This is a genomic window from Marilutibacter maris (assembly GCF_006546735.2).
GTDB classification, from domain to species: Bacteria; Pseudomonadota; Gammaproteobacteria; order Xanthomonadales; family Xanthomonadaceae; genus Marilutibacter; species Marilutibacter maris.
In genome coordinates this window covers 1-22,411 of the sequence record NZ_VICD02000002.1, presented here as the reverse complement: position 1 = coordinate 22,411, position 22,411 = coordinate 1, and the positions used below count along the sequence as shown (strand labels likewise).

Annotated in this window: 25 protein-coding genes; 14 read left to right on the top strand and 11 right to left on the bottom strand. The window is 69.1% G+C overall.

The window, feature by feature from the left end; genetic code table 11:
* The first annotated feature begins 64 nt into the window (after nucleotides 1–64).
* Entirely contained in the window at nucleotides 65–355 is a 291-nt protein-coding gene (locus FKV24_RS19665) for a proprotein convertase P-domain-containing protein (protein ID WP_249040849.1), read from the top strand.
* Between the two features lie 817 nt (nucleotides 356–1,172).
* Nucleotides 1,173–3,005: a S8 family serine peptidase gene (locus FKV24_RS00140; protein WP_141480729.1), complete on the top strand. Its 1,833-nt coding sequence runs from the start codon at nucleotides 1,173–1,175 to the stop codon at nucleotides 3,003–3,005.
* Between the two features lie 311 nt (nucleotides 3,006–3,316).
* On the opposite strand, the gene FKV24_RS00135 is transcribed toward FKV24_RS00140, so the two are convergent.
* The 3 genes from FKV24_RS00135 to wrbA are packed head-to-tail and all read right to left on the bottom strand — an operon-like array spanning nucleotide 3,317 to nucleotide 4,773.
* Nucleotides 3,317–3,802 carry an asparaginase domain-containing protein gene (locus FKV24_RS00135; RefSeq protein ID WP_141480728.1) on the bottom strand — a complete coding sequence of 162 codons (486 nt, stop codon included), beginning with the start codon at nucleotides 3,800–3,802 and terminating at the stop codon, nucleotides 3,317–3,319.
* Between the two features lie 45 nt (nucleotides 3,803–3,847).
* Complete coding sequence (locus FKV24_RS00130) at nucleotides 3,848–4,183, bottom strand: DUF2069 domain-containing protein (protein ID WP_111267118.1); 336 nt, start codon at nucleotides 4,181–4,183, stop codon at nucleotides 3,848–3,850.
* The gene (gene wrbA, locus FKV24_RS00125; protein ID WP_141480727.1) at nucleotides 4,180–4,773 is read right to left on the bottom strand and encodes an NAD(P)H:quinone oxidoreductase; all 594 of its coding nucleotides are present in this window, start codon (nucleotides 4,771–4,773) and stop codon (nucleotides 4,180–4,182) included. Before wrbA ends, FKV24_RS00130 begins: the two co-directional genes overlap by 4 nt.
* A 119-nt stretch (nucleotides 4,774–4,892) precedes the next feature.
* Between wrbA and FKV24_RS00120 the strand changes: the two genes are divergently transcribed.
* The 3 genes from FKV24_RS00120 to FKV24_RS00110 are packed head-to-tail and all read left to right on the top strand — an operon-like array spanning nucleotide 4,893 to nucleotide 7,070.
* Nucleotides 4,893–6,161, top strand: a complete 1,269-nt coding sequence (locus FKV24_RS00120) for a YihY family inner membrane protein (protein WP_111267116.1) — start codon at nucleotides 4,893–4,895, stop codon at nucleotides 6,159–6,161.
* A gap of 4 nt (nucleotides 6,162–6,165) precedes the next feature.
* Nucleotides 6,166–6,795, top strand: a complete 630-nt coding sequence (locus tag FKV24_RS00115; RefSeq protein ID WP_249040846.1) for a TlpA family protein disulfide reductase — start codon at nucleotides 6,166–6,168, stop codon at nucleotides 6,793–6,795.
* A gap of 5 nt (nucleotides 6,796–6,800) precedes the next feature.
* The gene (locus FKV24_RS00110) at nucleotides 6,801–7,070 is read left to right on the top strand and encodes an acylphosphatase (RefSeq protein ID WP_111267114.1); all 270 of its coding nucleotides are present in this window, start codon (nucleotides 6,801–6,803) and stop codon (nucleotides 7,068–7,070) included.
* A 17-nt stretch (nucleotides 7,071–7,087) separates the two neighbouring features.
* Here the strand turns inward: FKV24_RS00110 and FKV24_RS00105 are convergent, their stop codons facing one another.
* The 6 genes from FKV24_RS00105 to FKV24_RS00080 form a co-directional block, all read right to left on the bottom strand.
* Complete coding sequence (locus tag FKV24_RS00105) at nucleotides 7,088–7,750, bottom strand: NrsF family protein (protein WP_111267113.1); 663 nt, start codon at nucleotides 7,748–7,750, stop codon at nucleotides 7,088–7,090.
* The gene (locus tag FKV24_RS00100; protein WP_170288147.1) at nucleotides 7,743–8,456 is read right to left on the bottom strand and encodes a sigma-70 family RNA polymerase sigma factor; all 714 of its coding nucleotides are present in this window, start codon (nucleotides 8,454–8,456) and stop codon (nucleotides 7,743–7,745) included. The genes FKV24_RS00105 and FKV24_RS00100 overlap by 8 nt, the downstream gene beginning before the upstream one ends.
* Before the next feature lie 231 nt (nucleotides 8,457–8,687).
* Nucleotides 8,688–9,458: a polyphosphate kinase 2 gene (gene ppk2, locus FKV24_RS00095; protein WP_211371729.1), complete on the bottom strand. Its 771-nt coding sequence runs from the start codon at nucleotides 9,456–9,458 to the stop codon at nucleotides 8,688–8,690.
* A 35-nt stretch (nucleotides 9,459–9,493) separates the two neighbouring features.
* A complete protein-coding gene (locus tag FKV24_RS00090; protein WP_141480724.1) occupies nucleotides 9,494–9,868 on the bottom strand; it encodes a helix-turn-helix domain-containing protein in 375 nt (124 codons plus the stop codon).
* 4 nt (nucleotides 9,869–9,872) lie between these two features.
* Nucleotides 9,873–10,391 carry a molybdenum cofactor biosynthesis protein B gene (gene moaB, locus FKV24_RS00085; protein ID WP_111267109.1) on the bottom strand — a complete coding sequence of 173 codons (519 nt, stop codon included), beginning with the start codon at nucleotides 10,389–10,391 and terminating at the stop codon, nucleotides 9,873–9,875.
* A 9-nt stretch (nucleotides 10,392–10,400) separates the two neighbouring features.
* A complete protein-coding gene (locus tag FKV24_RS00080; protein WP_141480723.1) occupies nucleotides 10,401–11,345 on the bottom strand; it encodes a LysR family transcriptional regulator in 945 nt (314 codons plus the stop codon).
* Between the two features lie 103 nt (nucleotides 11,346–11,448).
* Between FKV24_RS00080 and FKV24_RS00075 the strand changes: the two genes are divergently transcribed.
* The 3 genes from FKV24_RS00075 to FKV24_RS00065 all read left to right on the top strand — a co-directional run bounded on the left by FKV24_RS00075 (nucleotide 11,449) and on the right by FKV24_RS00065 (nucleotide 15,470).
* Nucleotides 11,449–11,874 (top strand): VOC family protein, encoded by a 426-nt coding sequence (locus FKV24_RS00075; RefSeq protein WP_141480722.1) that lies wholly within the window; start codon nucleotides 11,449–11,451, stop codon nucleotides 11,872–11,874.
* 51 nt (nucleotides 11,875–11,925) lie between these two features.
* The gene (locus FKV24_RS00070) at nucleotides 11,926–13,029 is read left to right on the top strand and encodes an alkene reductase (RefSeq protein ID WP_141480721.1); all 1,104 of its coding nucleotides are present in this window, start codon (nucleotides 11,926–11,928) and stop codon (nucleotides 13,027–13,029) included.
* 374 nt (nucleotides 13,030–13,403) lie between these two features.
* Complete coding sequence (locus tag FKV24_RS00065; RefSeq protein ID WP_211371728.1) at nucleotides 13,404–15,470, top strand: S9 family peptidase; 2,067 nt, start codon at nucleotides 13,404–13,406, stop codon at nucleotides 15,468–15,470.
* A 153-nt stretch (nucleotides 15,471–15,623) separates the two neighbouring features.
* On the opposite strand, the gene FKV24_RS00060 is transcribed toward FKV24_RS00065, so the two are convergent.
* A complete protein-coding gene (locus FKV24_RS00060; protein ID WP_141480719.1) occupies nucleotides 15,624–16,751 on the bottom strand; it encodes an alpha/beta fold hydrolase in 1,128 nt (375 codons plus the stop codon).
* Between the two features lie 476 nt (nucleotides 16,752–17,227).
* Here FKV24_RS00060 and FKV24_RS00055 point away from each other — a divergent pair, with 476 nt between their 5' ends.
* From FKV24_RS00055 to FKV24_RS00035, 6 genes are all read left to right on the top strand, one after another.
* Nucleotides 17,228–18,148, top strand: a complete 921-nt coding sequence (locus tag FKV24_RS00055) for a WD40/YVTN/BNR-like repeat-containing protein (RefSeq protein WP_141480718.1) — start codon at nucleotides 17,228–17,230, stop codon at nucleotides 18,146–18,148.
* A 211-nt stretch (nucleotides 18,149–18,359) separates the two neighbouring features.
* Nucleotides 18,360–19,142 carry a beta propeller repeat protein gene (locus FKV24_RS19430; RefSeq protein ID WP_211371727.1) on the top strand — a complete coding sequence of 261 codons (783 nt, stop codon included), beginning with the start codon at nucleotides 18,360–18,362 and terminating at the stop codon, nucleotides 19,140–19,142.
* Nucleotides 19,143–19,243: 101 nt separating this feature from the next.
* Nucleotides 19,244–19,402, top strand: a complete 159-nt coding sequence (locus tag FKV24_RS19065) for a hypothetical protein (RefSeq protein WP_170288146.1) — start codon at nucleotides 19,244–19,246, stop codon at nucleotides 19,400–19,402.
* A gap of 103 nt (nucleotides 19,403–19,505) precedes the next feature.
* Nucleotides 19,506–19,856, top strand: a complete 351-nt coding sequence (locus FKV24_RS00045; RefSeq protein WP_141480717.1) for a hypothetical protein — start codon at nucleotides 19,506–19,508, stop codon at nucleotides 19,854–19,856.
* A 109-nt stretch (nucleotides 19,857–19,965) separates the two neighbouring features.
* Entirely contained in the window at nucleotides 19,966–20,529 is a 564-nt protein-coding gene (locus tag FKV24_RS00040) for a hypothetical protein (protein ID WP_141480716.1), read from the top strand.
* Nucleotides 20,519–20,905: a nuclear transport factor 2 family protein gene (locus tag FKV24_RS00035; protein WP_249040845.1), complete on the top strand. Its 387-nt coding sequence runs from the start codon at nucleotides 20,519–20,521 to the stop codon at nucleotides 20,903–20,905. Before FKV24_RS00040 ends, FKV24_RS00035 begins: the two co-directional genes overlap by 11 nt.
* Here FKV24_RS00035 and FKV24_RS00030 read toward each other — a convergent pair.
* A partial coding sequence (locus FKV24_RS00030; RefSeq protein ID WP_141480715.1) for an O-linked N-acetylglucosamine transferase, SPINDLY family protein occupies nucleotides 20,902–22,411 on the bottom strand: 1,510 nt, incomplete at its 5' end. The two genes, FKV24_RS00035 and FKV24_RS00030, sit on opposite strands and share 4 nt — an antisense overlap.

Below are 22,411 nucleotides of genomic sequence, written 5' to 3'. Positions count from 1 at the left end.
TGGCAGCAGCGGTCCGCAGACCTACAGCAACGCCAGCGACTACACGATCAACGACAACGCCACGGTGGAAAGCCCGATCACCGTGTCCGGTCGCAGCGGAAACGCGCCCAGCAACGCCAGCGTGGATGTCGACATCCGCCACACCTACAAGGGCGACCTCAAGGTCGATCTGGTGGCCCCGGATGGCAGCACCTACAACATCCACAACCGCAGCGGCGGCAGTGCCGACAACGTGATCGGCACCTACACGCTGAACCTGTCCAGCGAGGCCCTCAACGGCACCTGGAAGCTGCGGGTCAACGACAACTACACCCAGGACACCGGCTACATCAACAGCTGGAGCGTCACGTTCTGACCATCGGCAGGAAGCCGAGTCAGTTGCCGCCAGGGAAGGCGGTGCGGTAGGGCGCTCGTCATGGCGAGCGCTCCACCGGGAAGCCGGTCCGGGCATGGAGCACCGACTGGGAAGTCTGCACATGGAGGTGCGGACCGGTCTTCCAAAGCAACAAGGATGCGATGCCGCGGAGACGCACCCGGCATCGTTCACGTCTCTCTCCACCAGACTTTGGTGGGCGAACCCCGGCTCAGCCCCGGGGTTCCTTTTTTTTGTGCTCCGGCGAAGGCCCTTCCGAACGGGAGATCCATGAACCCGGCTCGGTCGCGGTCCGCACGCACGCGCAGGTTTGCGGCGATGTCGCCGCCGCTCCGGTGCCTGGCCAGGTGAACCGACGTCGCTGGCGCAGCGTGCGCGGACAGGCGGCCGTCGGCGGGCCGTGCCACCGCGATGGCGATGAATACTCGTCGCACAGCCAGCAAAAAGACAGGGCCCGGTTACGACGACAAGCTCTCGACCTCCTCTTGAACGAGTGATTCGAGTCTCATATCGGCAAATATTTTCCCCAAAGAGAAAATATTGATCCGAACGAGATTGTCACCACGGTCCCCGCGCATTCGAATCGGGCTTGATCCGTGCGCTGCCGGCGATCCGGATCGAGGGCTGATCTGATCGTTCAAGCGGAAAGCCCTCGTCAGGTGAAGCCACTCCAGGATGGAACCGCGCTCGTTGCGATGCCCCCTCGAGCGGTGCGGTCCGGCGCCCGTATCACCAGTGCCGACGCGGACACGATCCGCCGGCTTACCCACGATGCTATACAAGTAGGGGTCACCTCAGCATGTCAATCACGCAACGTTCCGTACGCCTGAGCGCGCTCGCCGCAGCCACGGTCCTCGCACTGTCCTCTTCGTTCGCGGTCTCGGCCGCGGATCGGGTCAACCTCGCCACCGTGCAGCCGAACGGCAGCAACCAGCAGTTCATCGTCAAGTACCGCGACGCAAGCCGTGCGGGGGAAGCGACCCTGCAGGGGCGCCTCGACCGTGCCGCATCGACCTCCGGTCTGCTCAACAGCGCCGCTTCGCGGGGGCGGGGCAAGGGACTGGGGCTGCAGCGCCTGCGACGGATGGCGACCGGTGCCGAGGTGGTGCGTGCGGACCGCAAGCTCGATCGCGCCGAGGCCGAGACCCTGATGCGCCAGATCGCCGCCGACCCGAACGTCGAGTACGTCGAGGTCGACGTGCGCCTGTATCCGGCGATGACACCCAACGATACCTACTACGCGAACCTGATGTGGGGGATGAAGGGCGGCGCTGGGGGTGCGAGGTTCGACCAGGCCTGGGATTCGGCCGACGGCGAGGGCGTGGTGGTCGCGGTGATCGACACCGGTATCGTTCCGCACAGCGACCTGGACGCCAACATCCTGCCCGGCTATGACCTCATTAGCGACCCCTTTGTGGGGCGCGACGGCAATGGCCGCGACGACGATCCGACGGATGAGGGCAACTGGAACAACGAGACCGAATGCGATTCCCCCGGAGACGATCGTCCTGCCAGGAGTTCCAACTGGCATGGTACTCACGTGACCGGCACGGTTGCCGCGGTCGGCAACAACAACAAGGGCGTGATCGGCGCTGCATACAGGTCCAAGATTGTTCCCGTGCGTGTACTGGGACGATGCGGAGGCGAACTGTCTGACACCGCCGACGCGATCACCTGGGCCTCGGGTGGCAATGTGCCCGGTGTGCCGGACAACCCCAATCCCGCCGAGGTCATCAACCTCAGCCTGGGAGGAAGGACGGATTGTGGCCAGACGATGCAGAACGCGATCAATGGCGCGGTTGCCCGCGGTGCGACCGTGGTGGTTGCGGCTGGAAACAACAATCTGGATGTCTCAGGCTCCACCCCCGCCAGCTGCTCCAACGTGGTGGCCGTGGCGGCAACCAGCAACGCTGGCAGCCGCGCAAGCTATTCCAACTACGGCAACCTGATCGACGTCTCGGCCCCCGGCGGAGACGGCGAGGGTTGCAGTGTCAACGGCACTCCCAGGATCGTGTCCACCATCGACGGCAGCGACACGGCCTCCAGCGGTGAGAGCTACGGATGCTACAACGGCACTTCGATGGCGACTCCGCACGTGTCGGGCCTCGTGGCACTGATGCAGTCGGCCGCACCGACACCGCTGACTCCGGCACAGATCGAGGCGACCCTCAAGAGCACCGCGCGCGCGCTGCCGGGTTCGTGCTCGGGCGGCTGCGGCGCCGGCATCATCGACGCCAAGGCGGCGGTGGATGCGGTCGTCGGCGGTAGCAGTGGCGGCGGCAGCAATGCCGCGCAGACCTACAGCAACGGCACCGACTACACGATCAACGACTACGCCACCGTGGAAAGCCCCATCGCGGTCTCCGGCCGCAGCGGCAATGGCCCGGCCAGCGCGACGATCGCCGTCGATATCCGCCACACCTACAAGGGCGACCTCAAGGTCGACCTGGTCGCGCCGGACGGCAGCGTCTACAACCTGCACAACCGCAGCGGCGGCAGTGCCAACGACATTATCGGCAGCTACACCAGGGACCTGTCCAGCGAAGCGCTCAACGGTACCTGGAAGTTGCGGGTCAACGACAACTATTACGGAGACACCGGCTACATCAACAGCTGGAGCATCACGTTCTGAACCTCGCCTAGTGGTGGTGTCAGCAGTCCACCGCCACTGCGCGAGGCCCCCATCCGGCGGCGGTCGCCACCGCGATCGTCGCCGGTGGGGGTGTCGGGAATGCGGGGAGCGGACGAAGGCTCGTCCGGTGATCGATGTTGCGGTCGGCGGTTCCCGGCAACGCGAGGGTGGCGCCTGTCACCGCCGACGATTTCTCTCTACCGGCAGCACTGGGTAGTGAACCCCGGCTTCAGCCCCGGGGTTCTTTTTTTTCATGGAAGCGGGTCCGGCATCCGCATCGCATCGATTGCCAGACGCGACGGTGCCCGCGCTCAGGTCGCCTCGAAGCGGTTGGCGTCGACGTTCTTGCGGACCCGGGCCGGGTCCCAGATGCGGCCGTTCATGGCGATGTAGACGCCCGGTGGCAGCGCCTGCACCGCGCCGACCGCGCAACCGACGTTGAACTCGGCGTCGGAACCGCGGAAGCGGGCCGGACTCAAGGCGCCGGTCAGCACGATGGTCTTGTCGGTCAGACTGGCCAGTGCCTGGGCGGTGGCGACCATGGTGTCGGTGCCATGGGTGACCAGCACGTGACGGGCCGGCTGCGCGGCGATGGTCGCGCGGATCAGTTCGCGGTCGTCGTCGCTGATGTGCAGCGAGTCCTTGCGCAGGATCGGGATCACATTGAACCGGAACCCCACACCCAGCTCGTGCAGGATGCCGCCGATCTGCGGTTCGCCGATCTGGTAGTCCGACTTGTCGTCGAAGTAGATCTTGTCGATCGTGCCGCCGGTGGTGACGATGCAGAGCTGGTCCATGGGTGCGGTGCGGAAAGCGGAGAGGATGCGCGGATTATAGGGCGCTCAGCGGCCGCGGCCGAAGCGCGCGCGCAGGCCGGGCAGGCTGCCGGTCACGATGATCGCCACCGACAGTACGATCACCGCCCAGGCCCAGCCGGCCTGGTCGCGATGCGCCCACGCCATCATCACCCCGTGGCAGAACCAGCCCAGCCCGAACACTCCGGACCAGAACACCGCGTGGCGGCTGCCGAACCAGGCGCCGACCGCGAGCAGCAGCGGCGGCAGCGCGAAGAAGCCCATTGCCGCGAGCAGTTGGGCGTCGTCGCGGAACCAGCCCGCGTAGACCAGGCTCAGTGTCAGCAGCAGGGCGGCAAGCCCGCGTCGCGGCGTGCGGCTCATGGCATCAGCTTCCCGGCGATCCGCGCCAGACGGCGTCCCAGCGCCCGCGCCAGCGTCGCCTCGTCCTCGCTGGGCTGCGGTTCGTCGTGGTTGCCGGAGACGTGGCTGGCGCCATAGGGGGTGCCGCCGCCGCGGGTGCTGCTCAGTGCGGGCTCGGTATAGGGAATGCCGACGATCACGCAGCCATGATGCAGCAGCGGGACCTGCATGCTCAGCAGGGTCGCCTCCTGTCCGCCGTGCATGGTCGCGGTGGAGGTGAACACCGCCGCCGGCTTGCCGACCAGGGTGCCGCTGGCCCACTGCGCGCCGAGGCCGTCGAACCAGTGCTTCATCGGCGCGGCCATGTTGCCGAATCGGGTCGGACTGCCGAAGGCGTAGCCGACGCACTGCTCCAGGTCGGACGCCTCGACGTAGGGCGCGCCGTCCTCGGGGACCGGCGGCGTCGCGGTCTGGGTCACCGCCGCGACCGGCGGCACCGTGCGCAGCCGCGCCGACATGCCTTCGACCTCGCCGATGCCGCGGGCGATCTGCCGGGCCAGGCGGGCGACCGAGCCGCCTCGGCTGTAGTAGAGGACCAGGATTTCGGGCATGGGGGGCGGACATCGGACGGGGCCGCACAGGATAGCGCGAGCGCGCCCGCCGCCGTGGCGGTCCGGGAGCCGGTCGCCCAGACACAAGCCTGGCGTCCCATCGGTTACCCTCACGGTCCATGGAACCACTGGATTCCCTCAACCGGCTTGGCGAGCGATTTCAGGATCGCGATCGCAACATCGCCTTCCTCAGGTTCATCGGTCGTCGGGCGCTCGACGACAACCTGTTCCAGGCGGCCGGCGCGCTGGCGTACACCACGGTGTTCGCGCTGGTGCCGCTGTCGATGGTGGTGTTCGGCGTGCTGTCGGCGTTCCCGGTGTTCTCGGAGTGGAGCGACAAGCTCACCGACTACGTGTTCACCAACTTCGTGCCCACCGCGGCCAGCGCGGTGGCCAAGTACCTGCGCGAGCTGTCCGACAATGCCGGCCAGCTCACCGCGGCCGGCGTGATCGCGCTGGTCGCTTCGGTGCTGATCACCCTCAACGGGATCGAGGCGACCTTCAACCGGATCTGGCGGGTCAAGTCGGCGCGCCCGCAGGTGATCCGCTTCATGGTCTATTGGACCGTGCTGACCCTGGGCGCGATGCTGGCGGCGGCCAGCTTCGCGCTGTCGGCGCGGTTCTTCGCGCTGGCGATCTTCAGCACCGAGACCGGCCATGCGCTGCAGGGGCTCGCGTTGCGGCTGTCGCCGATGCTGATCGAGATGCTCGCCTTCACCGCGATCTACCGGGTGGTCCCGCATCGCACCGTGCACTGGCGGCACGCGCTGGCCGGGGCGCTGATCGCGGCGCTGCTGTTCGAGTCGATCAAGTCCGCGTTCGGGCTGTACCTGGGCAGCTTCAACGCGTACTCGAAGATCTACGGCGCGCTGGCGTTCCTGCCGATCTTCCTGTTGTGGATCTACCTGGGCTGGCTGTCGGTGTTGCTGGGTGCGTCGGTGGCCTCGGCGGTGTCCGCGTTCCGCTACCAGCCGGCCAGTCTGCGCCTGCCCGAGGGCTATGAAATCTACGGCCTGCTGCGCCTGCTGGGCCGCTTCAACGATGCCCGTCGCGAAGGCCAGGGTCTGCACAGCGACCGGATCCTGGAGCTGGAGCCGATCCTGACCGACGACCTGGTCCAGCAGATGCTGGGGCAGTTGGAAAGCATCGACGTGGTGCGCCGTTCCGAGGCCGGCGAGTGGCTGCTCACGCGCGATCTCGACCGCCTGACCCTCGCCGACCTGTACGCCGCCTGCCAGCTGCGCATCCCGGTCGCCGAGGCCTACCTGCCATCCTGCGACGACGCCCTGGGGCGTTCGGCCATCGCCGCGATCGACGAGCTGCGGATGCCGTTGCGGGACCTGTTGAAACGCCGCGTGGGCACGATCCACGCCGACGAAGAGGATTGAGACGATGTACGGACACTTCCGCCCTTCATGCGCACGGATGCCGCTGCTGACCCTGCTGGCCACGCTGTTGCTGCTGGCCGCCTGCCAGCGCGCGCCGGAACCGGCCGCCGATCCCGGTCCGGAGGCGCCCACGGTGGCCGACACCGCAACGGCGGACGCCGACGATACCGGTGCCGATGCCGGCGGCACCGTCGAGCAGCCCGAACTGAAGGCGGCCACCGTCGACGGTGCGCCCTACGACCTGGCCGAGCACCGCGGCCGCTGGGTGGTGGTCAATTTCTGGGCGACCTGGTGCAAGCCGTGTCTGAAGGAGATGCCCGAACTGTCCGCGCTGGACGCGATGCGCGAACACATCGAGGTCGTCGGGCTGGCCTACGAGGAGATCGAGGTCGCCGAGATGAAGGCGTTCCTGGAAAAGCACCCGGTGGTGTATCCGATCGTGATCGTCGACACCTACAACCCGCCGGCCGACTTCGAGACCCCGCGCGGGCTGCCGATGACCTACCTGATCGCGCCCGACGGCCGGGTCGCGGATCGCTTCCTGGGCCCGGTGACGGCGCCGGAGATCGAGGCGGCGATCGAGCGCATCGGCCAGGCCACCGGCATGGAACCGGCCGGCGAGACCGGGGAATAGGCGCGATGGCCGCCGCGCGGTTCTGGATATCGGGCAAGGTGCAGGGCGTGTGGTTCCGCGCCTCGACCTGCGAACGCGCGCAGGAACTGGGCCTGCGCGGCTACGCCCGCAATCTGGCCGACGGCCGGGTCGAGGTGCTGGCCGCCGGCGACGCCGACGCGCTCGACAGCCTCGACGCCTGGCTGCAGCACGGCCCGCCGCAGGCCCGGGTCGCCTCGGTCCGGCGCGAGGCCGCCGGCGAGGACGAGTCCGGGCCGGGCTTCACCGTCGGTTAGCGCGATGACGGCCGCGTTCAGCGCGGCGCGTAGCCGATCCAGGCGAACAGGCGGCGACTGAACAGCAGGCTCAGGCCGCTGAGCACCGCGACCATGCCGAAGTGGAACAACAGCACCATCAGCATGGTTTCCCCGGCATGGATCAGGCCGACCCCGGCCGAGGCCAGGGCGGCGGTGCTGAGGGTGGCGAGGGTCGCGGTGATCGCCGGACGGACCACGCCGGCGTGGCGCACCAGCAACAGCATCACCAGGCTCAACGGCAGGCTGGTCAGCGCGATCGCCTGCGCGCATTCGGCGCTGTCGGCATGGAAGGACAATGCCGAGGCGCCGTGCAGGGCGACCTCGTGCAGGCAGCCCCAGCCCATGCCGCCCAGCCACAGCAGCAGGGCCGGCAGCGGCAGCAGGGCCCAGCGCTGCGAGCGCCCCGGCACGCTGACCTGGAAGGTGGCATAGGCGGCGAGCACGCCGACCAGCAGGCTGGCGATCCACTCCAGGCGTCCGGCCGGGGCCTGCAGCGCACGCACCGCGCCGGGGTTGAGGCCGCTCACGGCGACGATCAACGCCAGCACCAGCGCCGCCAGCGCCAGCCACAGCAGCGTCCGCCGCAGCGGCGAGGCCAGCGGCCGCACGCGCTTGCCGCGCGAGGCCAGGTGATCGATCAGGCGGTTGGTGTCAGTCATGGCGGTGACCCGTGGTGTTGCTGGGGGTGATGCCCGGCCCGCGGCCGGTATCGTCGTCGCGCGCTTCCGGCGGCGCTTCGTCGCTGTGGCCGAGTGCCTTGCGCAGCGACTTCAATGCGCGGTGGTAGGCGACCTTCAGCGCGCCGGTGCTCTGTTCGCTGAATTCGGCGGCCTCGCTCAGGGACAGCTCCTTCAGTCGCAGCAGGCGGACCGCCTCACGCTGGCGTTCGGGCAGGGCCTCGACCGCTTCGTGCACCTCGCGTGCCGATTGCGCCCGGCTGGCTTCGTCCATCGGCGTTGCGGCGTTGTCGCCGGGGGCGCCCCACAGGTGTTCGGGGACGGCGTCGAAGTCGTCGAACTCGTGCCGCAGACGGTGCGCGCGCTTGCGCAGCAGGTCGATGCAGCGGCGGCTGGCGATCGTGCCCAGCCACGGCTTGAACGGGCGTCCGCGCTCGTAGGTATGGCGGATGCCGTGGACGATCATCAGGATCTCCTGCACCGCATCCTCGGTGTCCTCGCCGGGGCCGAGGTGGCGGCGGGCGATCGCCCGCACGTAGGGCGTGATCGATTGCAGCAGCGTGTGGTAGGCGACGCGGTCGCCGTCCTGCGCCTGCTCCATCAGCCGCTCCCACGGCACCGCGTCGACCGGGCGGTCGCGATGGTCGCCGGAGCGTGGCGCTCCGGCCGTTGGCTGTTCGGGGGACATCGGTGACGGGGATGTCCGGGCAAAGGGGACGATGGTGCCCATGATGACCTTGTCGTCGCCGACCCGCAAAACACCCGCCCGCGGGCGCGGCCGCGGCGTCAGGATGGGCGACGATGTCCGGTTCCTCCATGCGGGGCGGGGACGCGCATCGTCCCGGTGCCGATGCCATGTGGATTCGGATGGAGGCGGAAAAGGTTACGCGGGCCTGCGGCGGCGGCCGCGTCGCGGCACTCAGTCGTCGTCGAAGTTCCGGATCGGTTCGAGCGCCCGGTAGCGCTCTTCCAGCGGCGGATGCCCGAGTGGCGGGTACTCGATCTCGGGCGTCGGTACCTCGCGGTCGGGCAGGCGGTCGAGCAGGTCGCGGATCAGGGTCAGGCGACCGCGCTTCTGGTCGTTGAAATCGACCAGGGTCCACGGCGCGTGCTTGCTGTGCGTGGCCTCCAGCATCGCCTCGCGGGCGTCGGTGTAGGCCTGGTAGCGCTCGCGCGCCTTCAGGTCGATCGGCGAGAGCTTCCAGCGCTTGAGCGGGTCCTCCAGCCGTTCGGCGAAGCGCTCCTCCTGCTTGTCCTGGTCGCAGCACAGCCAGTACTTGAACAGCAGGATGCCGTCGTCGACCAGCAGCTTCTCGAACACCGGCACCTGTTTCAGGAAGTGCGCGACCTGCTCTTCGCTGGCGAAGCCCATCACCTTCTCGACCCCGGCACGGTTGTACCAGCTGCGATCGAACAGCACGATCTCGCCGGCCGCCGGCAGGTGCGGCACGTAGCGCTGGAAGTACCACTGGCCGGCCTCGCGATCGCTGGGCTTGGGCAGGGCGACGGTGTGGCACTGGCGCGGGTTGAGGTGGTCGCTGAGCGCGCCGACCGCGCCGCCCTTGCCGGCGGTGTCGCGGCCTTCGAGCACCACCAGCAGGCGCTTGCCGGTGTGTTGCAGCCAGCGCGCGACCGCCGCCAGCTCCAGTTGCATTGGTTCCAGTGCCTGTTCGTATTGCTTCTTCTTCATCGATCCCTTCTTCATCGTGACGGCGGCCGGCGGGCTCAGCCTTTCCGGCGCGCGCCGCCCTTGCGGGGGGTGCCGCGCTTGCGTGGCGACGGATGCCCGGCCATCGCCCGCGCGACCTCGAGCAGGGCGCCCTGTTGGCGGGTGTTGAGCGCGCGGTAGGCGGCGAGCAGGTCGTGCTCGCCCGGGGTGCGGGCCGGGTCCAGGCTGCTGGCCAGTTCGGCCAGCAGGGCGCCGGCGGGGACTCCGAAGGTCCGTGCCAGCGCGTCGAGCTGGTCCTGGCCGGGCAGCTTGTCGCCCTTGAGCCAGGCATTGACCGTGGCGACGCCGGCGCGCGGAATCGCGGTGGCGATGTCGCTGACGCTCAGGCCGCGGGCGCGCGCCAGCAGGCGCAGGGTCTGGTCGATGGCCATCGGACTACTCCTTCAGACGTGGCTTCAGATTGGCGAGATTGCAGGGGCGGGTGCGGGCGTCGAGCTGGGCGCGGATGATCTTCTCCCAGCCGGTGCGGCAGGCCGAGGTCGAGCCGGGCAGGGCGAACACGAAGGTGCCGTTGGCCAGGCCGGCGAACGCGCGCGACTGCAGGGTCGAGGTGCCGATCTCCTCGAAGCTGATCGCGCGGAACAGCTCGCCGAAGCCGTCCATCCGCTTGTCCAGCAGCGGCATCAACGCCTCGGGAGTGGAGTCGCGGCCGGTGAAGCCGGTGCCGCCGGTGACCAGGATGCCGTCCACCGCGTCGTCGGCGATCCATTGCGAGACCGTGGCCCGCAGCCGGTACTTGTCGTCCGGCAGCAGGGCGCGCGCGGCGAGGCGGTGGCCGGCATCGGCCAGGGCCTGCGCGAGGTAGTCGCCGGAGCTGTCGTTGGCGGGGGTGCGGCTGTCGGACACGGTCAGCACGCACAGCGAGAGCGGGAGGAAATCGGCGGATGCGGTCATGCCGCGAGCCTAACCCATTGCCGGCCGCGCCGGACCTCGATGCGAAGGCGGCGGCGCGCCCAGCGCCCGGCATCTGTCGACCAGGAATCCGCGCAACCGATGCACCGCCGGTCCGATCAGGCGGCGATCCGGACTGATCAGGTGCAGCGGCGAGGGTTCGCCGCTCCAGGCCGCGCACAGCAGTTGCAGGCGCGCGGCGGCGACGTCCTCGGCGACGTCCAGCCAGGACTTGTAGGCGATGCCGTGGCCGGCCAGCGCCCAGCGTCGTACCGCATCGCCGTCGTCGCTGACGCGGTCGCCGTCCACCGCCACCGCCAGCGGCTTGCCGTCGGCCGTGGTGAAGCGCCATTGGGTATGCAGGTCGTCGGCGAGCATGAAGCGCAGGCAGTTGTGATCGCGCAGCGCCTCCGGGTGGGCCGGTGCTCCGGCGCGGGCGAGATAGGCCGGCGACGCCACCAGCACCCGACGGTTGTCGGCATGGACCGGAAGCGCGACCAGCGACGAGTCCGGCGGCGGCCCGTAGCGCAGCGCGACGTCCACCGGTTGCCGGTAGATGTCGGCGATGCGATCGGACAGGTACAGGCGCAGCTGCAGGGCCGGATGCGCCTGCTGGAACGCGTCCAGCCATGGCAGCAGTAGGTGCCGGCCCAGGTCCGAGGGCGCCGAGATGCGCAGCTCGCCGCGCAGCTCGGCGCCTTCGCCCTGCAGGGTCTGCACGCCCTCGTCGAGCGCGCGCAGCGCCTCGTGCGCGTGGGCAAGGAAGCGTTCGCCCTCGGCGGTGGCGCGCAGGGCGCGGGTGGAGCGCACGAACAGGCGGGTGTCGAGTTCGGCCTCCAGCCGCTTGATCGCCGCGCTGGCGACCGCCGGGCTGATGTCGAGCTGGCGCGCCGCGGCCGAGAGGCTGCCCAGGCGGGCGGCGAGGACGAACAAACGGAGGTCGGCGAGCGCCTTCATTTTCAATCCGGATTTGAAACAGAGGTTTCGGTGGGGCTCTTTTTCTTCCCGCAAAGATAACTGAAATTGATATCACGTCGAATCAGCCTGGTGCCTGCCGCCCATGCCTCCCGCCTTCCGCTTCGATCACGTCAACCTGCACGTCGGCAGCGATTCGCCCGCGCGCCGCCTGTTCGCCGAGGTGATGGGGCTGCGCGAAGGCAGACGGCCGCCGTTCCCGTTTCCCGGCCAATGGCTCTACGGCGACGCCCCGGTCGCCCTGCTGCACCTGGTCCAGGCACCGACCGCGGCAGGCCCGGCGGTCCGGATCGGGCACGTCGCCTTCCGTAGCGACGAGCCTGCCGATGCGGTGCTGGCCCGTCTCGACGCGGCCGGCCTCGACTACGAGGTCGCGGTGGTGCCGGAGGATGGCGACGTGCAGATCTTCGTGCCGTTGCCCGGCGGACTGGTGATCGAACTCGATACGCCGGCCGACCCGGCGCGGCCAGCGGCCGCCTATCTCAGCCGGCTGGCACGGCGTGCCGTCTGAGGCCGGACCGGCGGCCTACGCCACTTCCCCCACTCGCAACAGGAATCCACCATGTCAGACCCGCAGCTGTTCTCTCCCTTCCGGCTCGGCGCCCTCGATCTGCGCAGCCGCATCGTGATGGCGCCGATGACCCGTGCCCGCAGCAGCCAGCCCGGCGACGTGCCCAATGCCCTGAACGCGCAGTACTACGCGCAGCGTGCCGGGGCCGGACTGATCGTCAGCGAGGCGACCCAGATCTCGCCGCAGGGCAAGGGTTACTCGTTCACGCCCGGCATCCACAGCGAGGCGCAGGTGGCGGGCTGGCGCCAGGTCACCGACGCCGTGCACGCCGCCGGCGGCCGCATCTTCCTGCAGCTGTGGCACGTCGGCCGCATGTCGCATCCGGACTTCCACGACGGTGCGCTGCCGGTGGCGCCGTCGGCGCTGCCGTTCGACGGGGCGGTCTGGATGGTCGATCCGGCCACCGGGCAGGGCGGCATGGTCGCCTGTCCGACCCCGCGCGCGCTGGAGCCGGAGGAGATCGCCGCGATCGTCGACGACTTCCGCGCCGCGGCGCGGCGCGCGATGCGGGCCGGCTTCGACGGCGTGGAGATCCACGGCGCCAACGGCTATCTGATCGACCAGTTCCTGCGCACCTCGTCCAATACGCGCAGCGACGGCTACGGCGGCTCCCGCGAGAACCGGCTGCGCTTCTTCAAGGAGGTGGTGGATGTGGTGGCCGCGGAGGTCGGTCCCGAACGCACCGGCGTGCGGGTGGCGCCGTTCCTGACCGCGCGCGGGATGGCCTGCCCGGACATCCTGCCGACCCTGATCGAGGCCGCGCGCCACCTGGACGCGGCCGGTGTCGCCTACCTGCATCTGGTCGAGGCCGACTGGGACGACGCGCCGCAGTTCGAGCGCCGGTTCCGCGAAGCGGTCCGCGCGGCCTACCGCGGGGCGGTGATCGTCGCCGGCAAGTACGACCGCGCGCGTGCCGACGCCATCCTCGACGACGGACTGGCCGACCTGGTCGCGTTCGGCCGTCCGTTCATTGCCAATCCCGACCTGCCGCGACGCCTGCGCGAGGGCCTGCCGCTGGCCGACTACGACGGTGCTTCGCTGTTCGGTGGCGACGCGCAGGGCTATACCAGTTACCCGGCCAGCGCCGCCGCGTGATTGCGACGGCGGCTGCCGGGGCGCGGGATCGCGACTGCGGTTGGCGCCGGGTGGCAGTCGCGTTGCCGGCGACCCGCGGGCGTGGCGTCGAGGGCGCCATGGTTACCGCAAGAAGGCGGGGTTATCAGGAAACACGGCGGACTAGTGGCACATTGCCGCCGATCCGGTCGAGTCCCTACTGTGGACGGCGGCGGTCAACGCCAGCCTCGTCGGCGTCGTTCCGCCCGACCCGGCACGACACTAGTTCGTGCCGGGTCGAACGCTTCCGCACCCGCGCGGTGCGTGCCCTGGTCGTTGCGCGGAACCCCGGCCCGATCGCGGGTTTCCCGGCCGGCCGATGGCTTGATCGAAGAAGAATCCAAGAGGAACGTTCCGTGAAATCTTTGTCCCCGGTTGTACTTGCACTATTTTCCGGCGCTTCGTTGCTGCTGTCCGGTTGCGGTGGCGCCGATCGGCAGGACACGTCCGGCGCCGGTCCGGAGACCGTGGCCGGTACTGCCGAACTGATCGATCGCGCCGCGCTGTTCGGCAATCCGGTCAGGACCCAGGGCCGGATCAGTCCCGACGGTCGCTGGGTCAGCTGGATCGCGCCCGATGAGGGCGCGCTCAACGTATGGGTCGCGCCGGCGGACGACCCCGGCAACGGCAAGGCGATCACCCGCGATCGCCATCGCGGCATTACCAACCACCGTTGGAGCACCGACAGCCGCCATGTCCTGTTCGTGAAGGACAACGACGGCGACGAGAACTACCACGTGTATGCGGCCGATCCGCAGACCGGGGAGACCCGCGACCTGACTCCGCTGAAGGACGGTGCCCGCGCCTTCATCAGCGATGTCAGCCGCGATCGTCCCGGCGTGATCCTGGTCGGTACCAACGAACGCAATCCGCAGTTCGCCGACCTGTACGAGGTCGACATCGCCACCGGCGAGAAGGTGCTGGTGGCCGAGAATCCCGGCTACGCATCGTGGATCACCGACAACGTGTACGCACCGCGCATGGCCACGGTGACCCTGCCCGACGGTGGCAGCCAGGTCCACTGGTTGAACGATGATCTGTCGTTGGGCGACGTGTTCATGGAGATTCCCAGCGAAGACCTGCTCAACACCGGGGTCGGCGGCTTCTCTCGCGACAACACCCGGGTGTTGGTCTCCGACAGCCGCGATCGCAATACTTCCGCGCTGATCGAGGTCGACCTGGGCAGCGGCGAGCGCCGGGTGGTCGCCGAGTCGGAGATCGCCGATGTCGACGGTTTCTATTCCGACCTGGAAACCTACGAGCCGGTCGCCTACTCGGTCAACTACCTCAAGAACGAGTGGGTCGCCTTGACCGACGACATGCGCAAGGAGTTCGAGTTCCTTGAAGGCAAGCTCAAGGGCGAGTTCAACATCAGCTCGCGTACCGACGACGACCGCAAGTGGGTCGTCTACGAAGGGGCGGCGGAACGTCCTGGCCAATACTACGTCTACGACCGCGACGCCGGAACGTTGACGCCGTGGTTCGACACCCGGCCGGAGCTGGCCGGCGTGGCGCTGCAGCCGATGCAGGCGCTTGAGCTGAAGGCCGGCGATGGCCGTACCCTGGTGTCATACCTGACCCTGCCGCCGGGCAGCGATGCCGATGGCGACGGGCGCCCGGAAGCGCCGGTGCCGATGCTGCTGTGGGTCCACGGCGGCCCATGGGCCAGGGACAGCTACGGATACAACGCCGTCCACCAATGGATGGCGAACCGCGGCTATGCGGTGCTCAGCGTGAACTACCGCGGTTCGACCGGCTTCGGCAAGGACTTCACCAATGCCGCGGTCGGTGAGTTCGCCGGCAAGATGCACTCGGATCTGATCGACGCGGTGGACTGGGCCATCGACCAGGGCGTCGCCCGTCGCGACAAGGTCGCGATCGGCGGCGGCAGCTACGGCGGCTACGCGACCCTGATCGGCATGAGCTTCACCCCCGATCGCTTCGCCTGCGGCGTGGACATCGTCGGGCCGTCCAGCCTCGCCACGCTGATCGAAAGCTTCCCCGAGTACTGGAAGCCGATCCTGGCCGGGACCTGGTTCCGCTACGTCGGCGATCCGTCCGACCCCGCTCAGCGCGCGGCGATGATCGAACGCTCGGCGATCAGCCGCATCGACGACATCCGCGCGCCGCTGCTGGTTGGGCAGGGCGGCAACGATCCGCGCGTGACCAAGCCCGAGGCCGACACCCTGGTCGCGGCCATGCAGGCGAAGGAACTGCCGGTCACCTACATCAACTACCCGGATGAAGGCCACGGTTTCCAGAAGCCCGAGAACCGCCTGAGCTTCTTCGCGGTGATGGAGGGCTTCCTCGGCACCTGCCTGGGCGGCCGCGCGCAACCCATCGGCGATGCCTTCGAGGGCAGCTCCGCGGAGGTCCTGGCCGGGGCCGAGCACGTCGAGGGCCTGGGCGAGGTGGGCCAGTAGCGCGGGTGGTGGAACTCCAGTTCCGGCGAAGCCCTCCGGATGGCGGAGGCGTCGCCCGACGATCGCGCGGGCCGGGTCGGGCAATCGTCCCGGCCCGTTCCGTCCGTGCCGCCGGATGGGCGTCCCGGAGCGGTCGGCGGAGGCGCCGGCGACTCAGGGACTGGACGGCGTCCGCGCCTCGTCCTCGATCGCGATCGGTCGCACCGTTTCCAGCAGGCTCACCAGGGTCTTGCCCGGCTCCTCCCACGGCACCATGTGCGCGGAGCGCTCGAACCAGATGCCGCGCTTGTAGGGCGCGTCGACCGCGTCCAGCCAGTCGGCGGTCGGCTGCGAGGGCGTCGTGTAGTCGTGCCGGCCCATCAGCATCACCAGCGGAATCGGGAACCGCTCGACACCGCTGTAGTCGACCTTGAGGAAGGCGTCGAGGATGCGGCCCAGGGTGAACACGTTGCCGCGGTCGATCGCACAGACGTCGGCGGCGTCGTAGTCCGGCGACAGCCGGCCGGCACGATAGAAGTACAGGTTGGTCTCGTCGCGGAACGCGCTCATGCCGCCGTAGTGCTGGGCCCAGATCCGCGCGGTGACGATGCGTTCGCGGGTCAGCGGGGTATCGCCGGGGTAGGGCGCGATCGCCTCCAGCGCCCGCACCGCTGCTTCGTTGCGGGCGCGGCGGGCCTGCTCGAGCGCGTAGTCGAAGCTGATCCGCTCGTTCTCCTGCACGTCGATCACCTGACCGATGCCGACATAGGCGTGGAACAGGTCGGGCCGCTTCAAGGCCGCGCCCATGCCGACGATGGTGCCCCAGCTGTGGCCCATCAGGATCAGCTTGCGCTTGCCGTAGCGCTTGCGGACGTGTTCGGCGACCTCGATCGCATCGTCGATGTAGCGCGGGATGCGGATGGTGTCGGCGATCTTCTCCGGGTCGGACAGGTTGAAGGTCCGGCCGGCCGCGCGCTGGTCCCAGGTGACCATCGTGAAGTACTCCTCCAGCGGCCGCTGGAACTGCCACAGGCTCGGGGTCAGCGGCGAAGCGGGACCGCCGTGCACGAACAGGATCACCGGGTTGTCGCGGTCCTGGCCGCGCGCATTGATGTACTGCTCGACGCCGCCGATGTCCGCGGTGAACGATTCCTGCACGCCACCGGGGGCGACGATCCGGGTCAGGTCGGCGATCACCTCGCGCGCGGGCTGGTACGGCGCGATGTCCGGACAGTCCTGGGCGTGGGCGGTGGAGAAGGCGGCAAGGGCGGTGAGGGCGACATTGAACAGGATGGTCTTCATGGCCGCATCGTAGTCGCCGGACATGTCCGGCAACCCTGCAAGTCGTCACGGTGCCCGGTGGTGCGGACAGGCGTCGTCGCACCATCCCGGACCGCTTGGCCGGAACCATGGCTGGATGAGAAGGCGTCACGTGCACGGCGTGGTCCGCGCACGCCAGGCGCTGCGCGGTCGGTCTCCGGGCGAGCTTCGATCGGCCCCGGCATAGTCCCTGGCGCCAGAGCGCGGCCAGTTCGCCCGCTCCGTGGCTGGGCTCCGGGTCGACGACGAGGATCCCACCAGAGGGTGCACCGTGCCGGTCCGCGCGCCGTTCATGGAGGCTTGCGTGGCGCGGGAGCGGCGTGGATGATCGCCATCCGCCGTGGCGACAGGGGACGGGCGTACCAGGCGGCCGTGGTTGGGGCGCAAGGTACGTCGGCTGCGATGCCTCGACCACACTTCGGCATGGTCGCGCCGGTATGGAACGAAAGGAATCCGGAATGACACAACCGTGGTCGAAGCTGTTCTCCCATGTGACAGGCGTGGTCCGCTATCACGACCTGGCCTACGTGGCCTCGGTCTCCGACGAGATGCAGGCGCGGGGCGTGGCGCATAGCTACATCACCGAATGGGATGCCGGCCTGTGGCGGGTCGGCGAGGATGCCGACGACGTGCAGCCCTGGGCCGTGGTCGCCGCCACGGTGGTCGGGGAGCCTTTGGAACAGGCCCTGTTCGTCGGTGCCGGCGGCGAGGTCCTCTGCATCGGCTCCGGCGACACCCACGAGGAGCGCCTGCCTGCGGGAAAGAAGGCGGTCGGCGGTCGCGGACCGATCCGTGGCGTCTGCGCGGTCGAAGGTGTGGCCTATGCCTGCGGGGCGGGTCGACAGGTCTATCGGCGCCATGGCGTCGACGATTGGCGGGCGATGGATGCCGGTGCGCGACCCGCGGCAGGCGACAGCGGCATCGTCGGTTTCGAGGCGATCGCCGGCTTCGCTCACGACCAGTTGTACGCGGTCGGCCTGGAAGGCGAGATCTGGCACTACCACGGCAAGCGCTGGGAGCCGGCCGCCAGTCCCACCGGCAAGGTGTTGACCGCGTTGTGCTGCGCCGGCGACGGACACGTCTACGCCGGCGGCCAGGGCGGGACCCTGCTGCGCGGACGCGGGCTGCAATGGGAGGCGATCGCGCATGCCGGACCCGACGAGGGCTTCTGGAGCCTGGCCTGGTTCCAGGACAGGCTCTACGTCGCCAGCAACCAGGGGCTTTACGCGCTCGAGAACGGGCGCCTGCAGCCGGTCTCTTTCGGCCGGCTGCGCCCGAGAAGCTGCTTCCACCTCAGCGCCGCCGACGGCGTGTTGTGGAGCATCTCGGCCAAGGACGTGCTGGCCCACGACGGTCGCCGCTGGCAGCGCATCGACTGAGTCGAAGGCCAGTTGGGCGGAACCGTGTACGCGTTGGATATCTGGCCGGAATCGATAGGAGAGCGTTGCTGATGGAAGAGTTTCTCGAAGGACACAGCATCATCGGCGGCGTGGTCCGCTACCACGACCTCGCCTACCTGCTGGCGACTGACGACGCGCTGGTCGAGGCTGGCGTCGCACATACCCGCGTGCTCGTGGTCGATCAGGGCGAATGGGGGGGTACGACCTCGACTGGCTGGCCGGTTCGGCGTCGGTCTGTCAGCTGCCCGAGGAGAAGTTCGTGCTGATGGAGCACAAGGGGCGTTGCAGTTGGCTCGCCGGTGGAGGAGACATCTCGGAGGAGCTGTTCGATCCAACGTTGCCGGCGCCGTCGACGCGCGGCTACATCCGTGAGCTGAGGGCGATCGCCGATGACGGATCGGACGGGGTGCTGTACGCCGCCGGCACCTGTCGCCAGCTGTATCGCCGTGAGGCTCCAGGCCGTTGGACACGCTTGGATATCTGGGGCGATGACGATTCCGACGAACTGCTGGAACGCAGCTTCGAGTCGGTCGACGGCTATTCAAGCCGAGAGATCTACACCGTCGGCTGGGAAGGCGAGATCTGGAGATTCGACGGCTCGCAGTGGCAACCGGCCCGCAGCCTGACCGATCTGGCGCTGCACAAGGTCGTATGCGCTCCGGACGGTACGGTCTATGCCGCGGGCAGCGAGGGCGTCGTGATCGCTGGACGCGGAAACCAGTGGCGCTTGGTCGAGCACGGAGTGACCGAGGAGGACATCTGGGGGCTGGCCTGGTTCGGGGGCGCCCTGTATCTGTCGACCATGCAAATGCTGTACCGACTGGATCGCGAACGACTGGTGGCGGTCGACTTTGGCGATTGCGACATGCCTTCGACCTGCCATCACCTCAGTGCCGCTGACGGCGTGTTGTGGTCGATCGGAGCCCAGGATGTGATGCAGTTCGACGGTTCCGAGTGGAGCCGCATCTACTAGCGACAGGCCGCGCCCGAGAAGCTGCTTCCACCTCAGCGCCGCCGACAGCGTGTTGTGGAGCATCCCGCTTCGTCGATGCGCAGGCCCCGGACGAGGCCGAGATGCCTGCATTGCAACTGTTGCGGGAGGACCCGGTGTTCGAGCGGGTAGCGCCGGACGAGCGGACGCTGGCGGCACGGATCTACTTCGAGAGCATCGAGGAGGTCGACGCCGTGCCTGGCCAAGGCCCGGGGTACGTGTTCTTCCCGATGGAGGCATGAGCCGGCGACGGTGTCGCGTGCAGGCGTCAGGCGGTAGAGTCCGGTATCGGTGTGCGGTCCGGGCCAGCAGGATCCGGGCCCTTGAGCGGTCATGGAGGACGCGATGACGACGAAAGCGGAGACGGGGAAGAGGCGCGGCCGGACACGGCTGGTGATCGGCCTGTTGTGCTCGATCGTGGCGGCGGCGATTCCGGTCGCGGCCACCCCCGGTTTTCTCAGCGTCGCCCAGTCCTTCGGCATCGAATTGCCGGTGATCGCCCGGCTGTTCGTCGATCATGGCGCGGTGTTCTGGGTGTTGCCGGTGCTGGTGCTGCTGGCCTGGTTCAAGTGGCCGAACCCGAAGCGACGTGGATTGATTGCGATGCTGATCGGCACGCTGGCGCTTGCCGTGATCGCACCGATCGCCTTTTTCGTGCTGTACCTTCCGGTCCTCCAGCTCGGAGCTTCGGGATGAGCGGCACGCCGTACGCGGAGGCCGTACGACCGCCGGGAACGGGTGCGGACCGGGCCGGCCGACGGAGCGGGACGCTGAAAAGCAGGAAGTTGAAAAGCAGGGAGTCGAAATGAGCAGAGAGGATTACATCGCGGTCGCGACGCGGCTTTTCGCGGTCTACATGCTGTTCGCCGCCATTGGCCAAATTCCCGGGATGGTGGTCGGGATATCGCAGCCCGGCGGCCAGACCTGGTTCTGGTTGTACCTGTTGGTGGTCGCGTTCTCGCTGTGCCTGGTCGGTCTGCTGTGGTTCTTCCCGTTGACGGTGGCGCGCAAGCTGTTGCCGGTGATGCGCGAACCGCGTTCGGAGCAGGCGCTGGACGCGCCCACCGCGTTCTCGATCGGCATCACCCTGCTCGGATTGTGGTTCTTGGCCACCGGGCTCGCCGATGCGGTGTACTGGCTGACGTTCTGGTTCAGGCTCGGGCAGGCGGACGCCTTCGAACTCGAGTTGACCAACGACCAGGTCGCGGGGATGGTGACGACCGGGGTGGAGTTGCTGATTGCGCTGGTGCTGATACTCGGCAGCAGCGGCATCCGGCGGCTGATCTATCGCTACCGCTATGGCCGGATCGAGGCAACCGACGGCCGCGAGCCGTCGCCGGTTTCCGGGAGCGGACGGAATGATGGATGAGGCCGCCCGCCTGGATCTGGTCGAGCGCTATATCGCGGCCTACAACCGGTTCGATGTCGACGGCATGCTGGCGCTGCTGGCGCCGGGCATCCGCTTCGAGAACCACGCCGGAGGGCAGCTGACCGCGCAGGCGGATGGCATCGACGGGTTCCGTCAGCTCGCCGAACACGCCGCGGCGCTGTTCCGCGAGCGCGAGCAACGGGTGATCGCGCGCCGCAGCGAGGCCGGCCGGGTCGTGGTCGAGATCGCCTACCGCGGCGTGCTGGCGGCGGACATCGCCGATGGACCGAAGGCCGGCAGCGTGCTGGAGATGATTGGACGGTCCGAGTTCGCGTTCGCCGATGGAAAGATCGGCCTGATCGTCGATCGCAGCTAGCGCGGGGCGGTCGTCGTGCCGTGGTCGGCAGCCGCGGCCATCCGCCGCACCGCGGTGGCGAAGTCGGCGGCGAAGGCGTTCATGTCGAACAGGCCGCTGCTGTCGCGCCGGTGGGCGAGCTCGGCACGCAGCGCGGCCAGCGCTTGCGGGTCGCGTCCCAGCCGCACCGCGGTGTCGATGAAGGCGGTGTCGCTGTCGACGTTCATCGCGTCCAGGCCCAGGTGGTGGTTGAGGCTGCCGGCGACGCGCGCGGCGAAGGTCGCGCCCGGACGGGTCAGTACCGGACAGCCGACCCACAGCGCATCCGAGGCGGTGGTATGGGCGTTGTAGGGGCCGGTATCGAGGAACAGGTCGGCCAGTTGCAGGCGCGCGAGGTAGTCGGCGTGCGGCTGCTTGGGCATGAACACCAGTCGCGCCGGGTCGATCCCGCGCGCTTGCGCATGCTCGCGCAGGCGCGCGTCGGCGCGGCCGGGACCGGACAGCAGCCACAGGACGCTGCCAGGCACCTGCGCCAGCACCGTCAGCGCGCGGTCGACGCTGGCCGGGTTCAGCTTGTAGCTGTTGTTGAAGCAGCAGTAGATGACGCCCGCCTGCGCGTCGCCACCGGGCAGTCCGCAGTCCTCGCGCGATGGCGCCGGCGGGACTGCGCGGCGGGTGTCGGAGGGCTGGAAGCAACGCGGCAGGCGCACGACGCGCTCGCTGAAGTGCGCCTCCAGTGCTGCCGGCAGCACGAAGCCGTCGGCCAGAACGAAGTCGATCCAGGGCGCGCCCGAGGTGCCCGGGTAGGCCAGCCAGTTGACCTGGACCGGCGCCGGGCGCATCGCCAGCACTTCCGGCATGCCGCCGCCGCCCCAGCCGCGCAGGTCGAACAGCACGTCGATGCCGGCGTCGCGGATGCACTGGGCGACCGCCTGGTGGGAGCGGCCGGCGACGTCGTGGACTCGGGTCGCCGCGGCCAGGCGTCGACGGATCGCGCTGCCGTCATCGGGGTTGAGCGCGAACAGGTGCGGGTCGATGCCGTCCTCGCCGGCGCGCAGCGCTTCCAGTATCGCGACCGTCAGCAGTCCGGTCGGGTGCGCGCCGAAGCCGTTGGACAGCAGGCCGACCCGGATCGGGACGGGGCGGGTGCGCGCCGGTGCCGGTGGCAGTGGGCGGACCTGGCGGGCGATCGCCGCCGCGCGCAGGCGCGCGCACTGCAATTGTTCGGCGGCGCTGCCGTCCTCGCTGAGGAAGGCGAAGGGTTCGATCGCGGCGCGACCGCGGGCGACCGCGCCGCGGACCTGGGCGGCAAGGCGGTCGAGCTCGCGCCAGTCGCAGAGCTTGCGGCGCCAGGCCAGCAGGTAGGCGGCCAGCATCGGCTCCTCCGGCGCCAGTGCGTGGGCCCGGGCATAGGCATCGGCGGCGGCCTCGGCCTCGCCGGTGTCCTCCAGCACGTGGGCGAGCCAGACCTGGATGCCGGGATGCCGCGGCGCCGCCCCGGCGGCACCGCGCAGGCTGTCGGCGGCC

Bases quoted from the DNA above. Each gene is read 5' to 3' on its own strand.
- FKV24_RS00140 (WP_141480729.1), top strand. From the start codon at position 1,173: ATGTCAATCACGCAACGTTCCGTACGCCTGAGCGCGCTCGCCGCAGCC.
- FKV24_RS00135 (WP_141480728.1), bottom strand. From the start codon at position 3,802: ATGGACCAGCTCTGCATCGTCACCACCGGCGGCACGATCGACAAGATC.
- FKV24_RS00130 (WP_111267118.1), bottom strand. From the start codon at position 4,183: ATGAGCCGCACGCCGCGACGCGGGCTTGCCGCCCTGCTGCTGACACTG.
- wrbA (WP_141480727.1), bottom strand. From the start codon at position 4,773: ATGCCCGAAATCCTGGTCCTCTACTACAGCCGAGGCGGCTCGGTCGCC.
- FKV24_RS00120 (WP_111267116.1), top strand. From the start codon at position 4,893: ATGGAACCACTGGATTCCCTCAACCGGCTTGGCGAGCGATTTCAGGAT.
- FKV24_RS00115 (WP_249040846.1), top strand. From the start codon at position 6,166: ATGTACGGACACTTCCGCCCTTCATGCGCACGGATGCCGCTGCTGACC.
- FKV24_RS00110 (WP_111267114.1), top strand. From the start codon at position 6,801: ATGGCCGCCGCGCGGTTCTGGATATCGGGCAAGGTGCAGGGCGTGTGG.
- FKV24_RS00105 (WP_111267113.1), bottom strand. From the start codon at position 7,750: ATGACTGACACCAACCGCCTGATCGATCACCTGGCCTCGCGCGGCAAG.
- FKV24_RS00100 (WP_170288147.1), bottom strand. From the start codon at position 8,456: ATGTCCCCCGAACAGCCAACGGCCGGAGCGCCACGCTCCGGCGACCAT.
- ppk2 (WP_211371729.1), bottom strand. From the start codon at position 9,458: ATGAAGAAGAAGCAATACGAACAGGCACTGGAACCAATGCAACTGGAG.
- FKV24_RS00090 (WP_141480724.1), bottom strand. From the start codon at position 9,868: ATGGCCATCGACCAGACCCTGCGCCTGCTGGCGCGCGCCCGCGGCCTG.
- moaB (WP_111267109.1), bottom strand. From the start codon at position 10,391: ATGACCGCATCCGCCGATTTCCTCCCGCTCTCGCTGTGCGTGCTGACC.
- FKV24_RS00080 (WP_141480723.1), bottom strand. From the start codon at position 11,345: ATGAAGGCGCTCGCCGACCTCCGTTTGTTCGTCCTCGCCGCCCGCCTG.
- FKV24_RS00075 (WP_141480722.1), top strand. From the start codon at position 11,449: ATGCCTCCCGCCTTCCGCTTCGATCACGTCAACCTGCACGTCGGCAGC.
- FKV24_RS00070 (WP_141480721.1), top strand. From the start codon at position 11,926: ATGTCAGACCCGCAGCTGTTCTCTCCCTTCCGGCTCGGCGCCCTCGAT.
- FKV24_RS00060 (WP_141480719.1), bottom strand. From the start codon at position 16,751: ATGAAGACCATCCTGTTCAATGTCGCCCTCACCGCCCTTGCCGCCTTC.
- FKV24_RS00055 (WP_141480718.1), top strand. From the start codon at position 17,228: ATGACACAACCGTGGTCGAAGCTGTTCTCCCATGTGACAGGCGTGGTC.
- FKV24_RS19430 (WP_211371727.1), top strand. From the start codon at position 18,360: ATGGGGGGGTACGACCTCGACTGGCTGGCCGGTTCGGCGTCGGTCTGT.
- FKV24_RS19065 (WP_170288146.1), top strand. From the start codon at position 19,244: ATGCCTGCATTGCAACTGTTGCGGGAGGACCCGGTGTTCGAGCGGGTA.
- FKV24_RS00045 (WP_141480717.1), top strand. From the start codon at position 19,506: ATGACGACGAAAGCGGAGACGGGGAAGAGGCGCGGCCGGACACGGCTG.
- FKV24_RS00040 (WP_141480716.1), top strand. From the start codon at position 19,966: ATGAGCAGAGAGGATTACATCGCGGTCGCGACGCGGCTTTTCGCGGTC.
- FKV24_RS00035 (WP_249040845.1), top strand. From the start codon at position 20,519: ATGATGGATGAGGCCGCCCGCCTGGATCTGGTCGAGCGCTATATCGCG.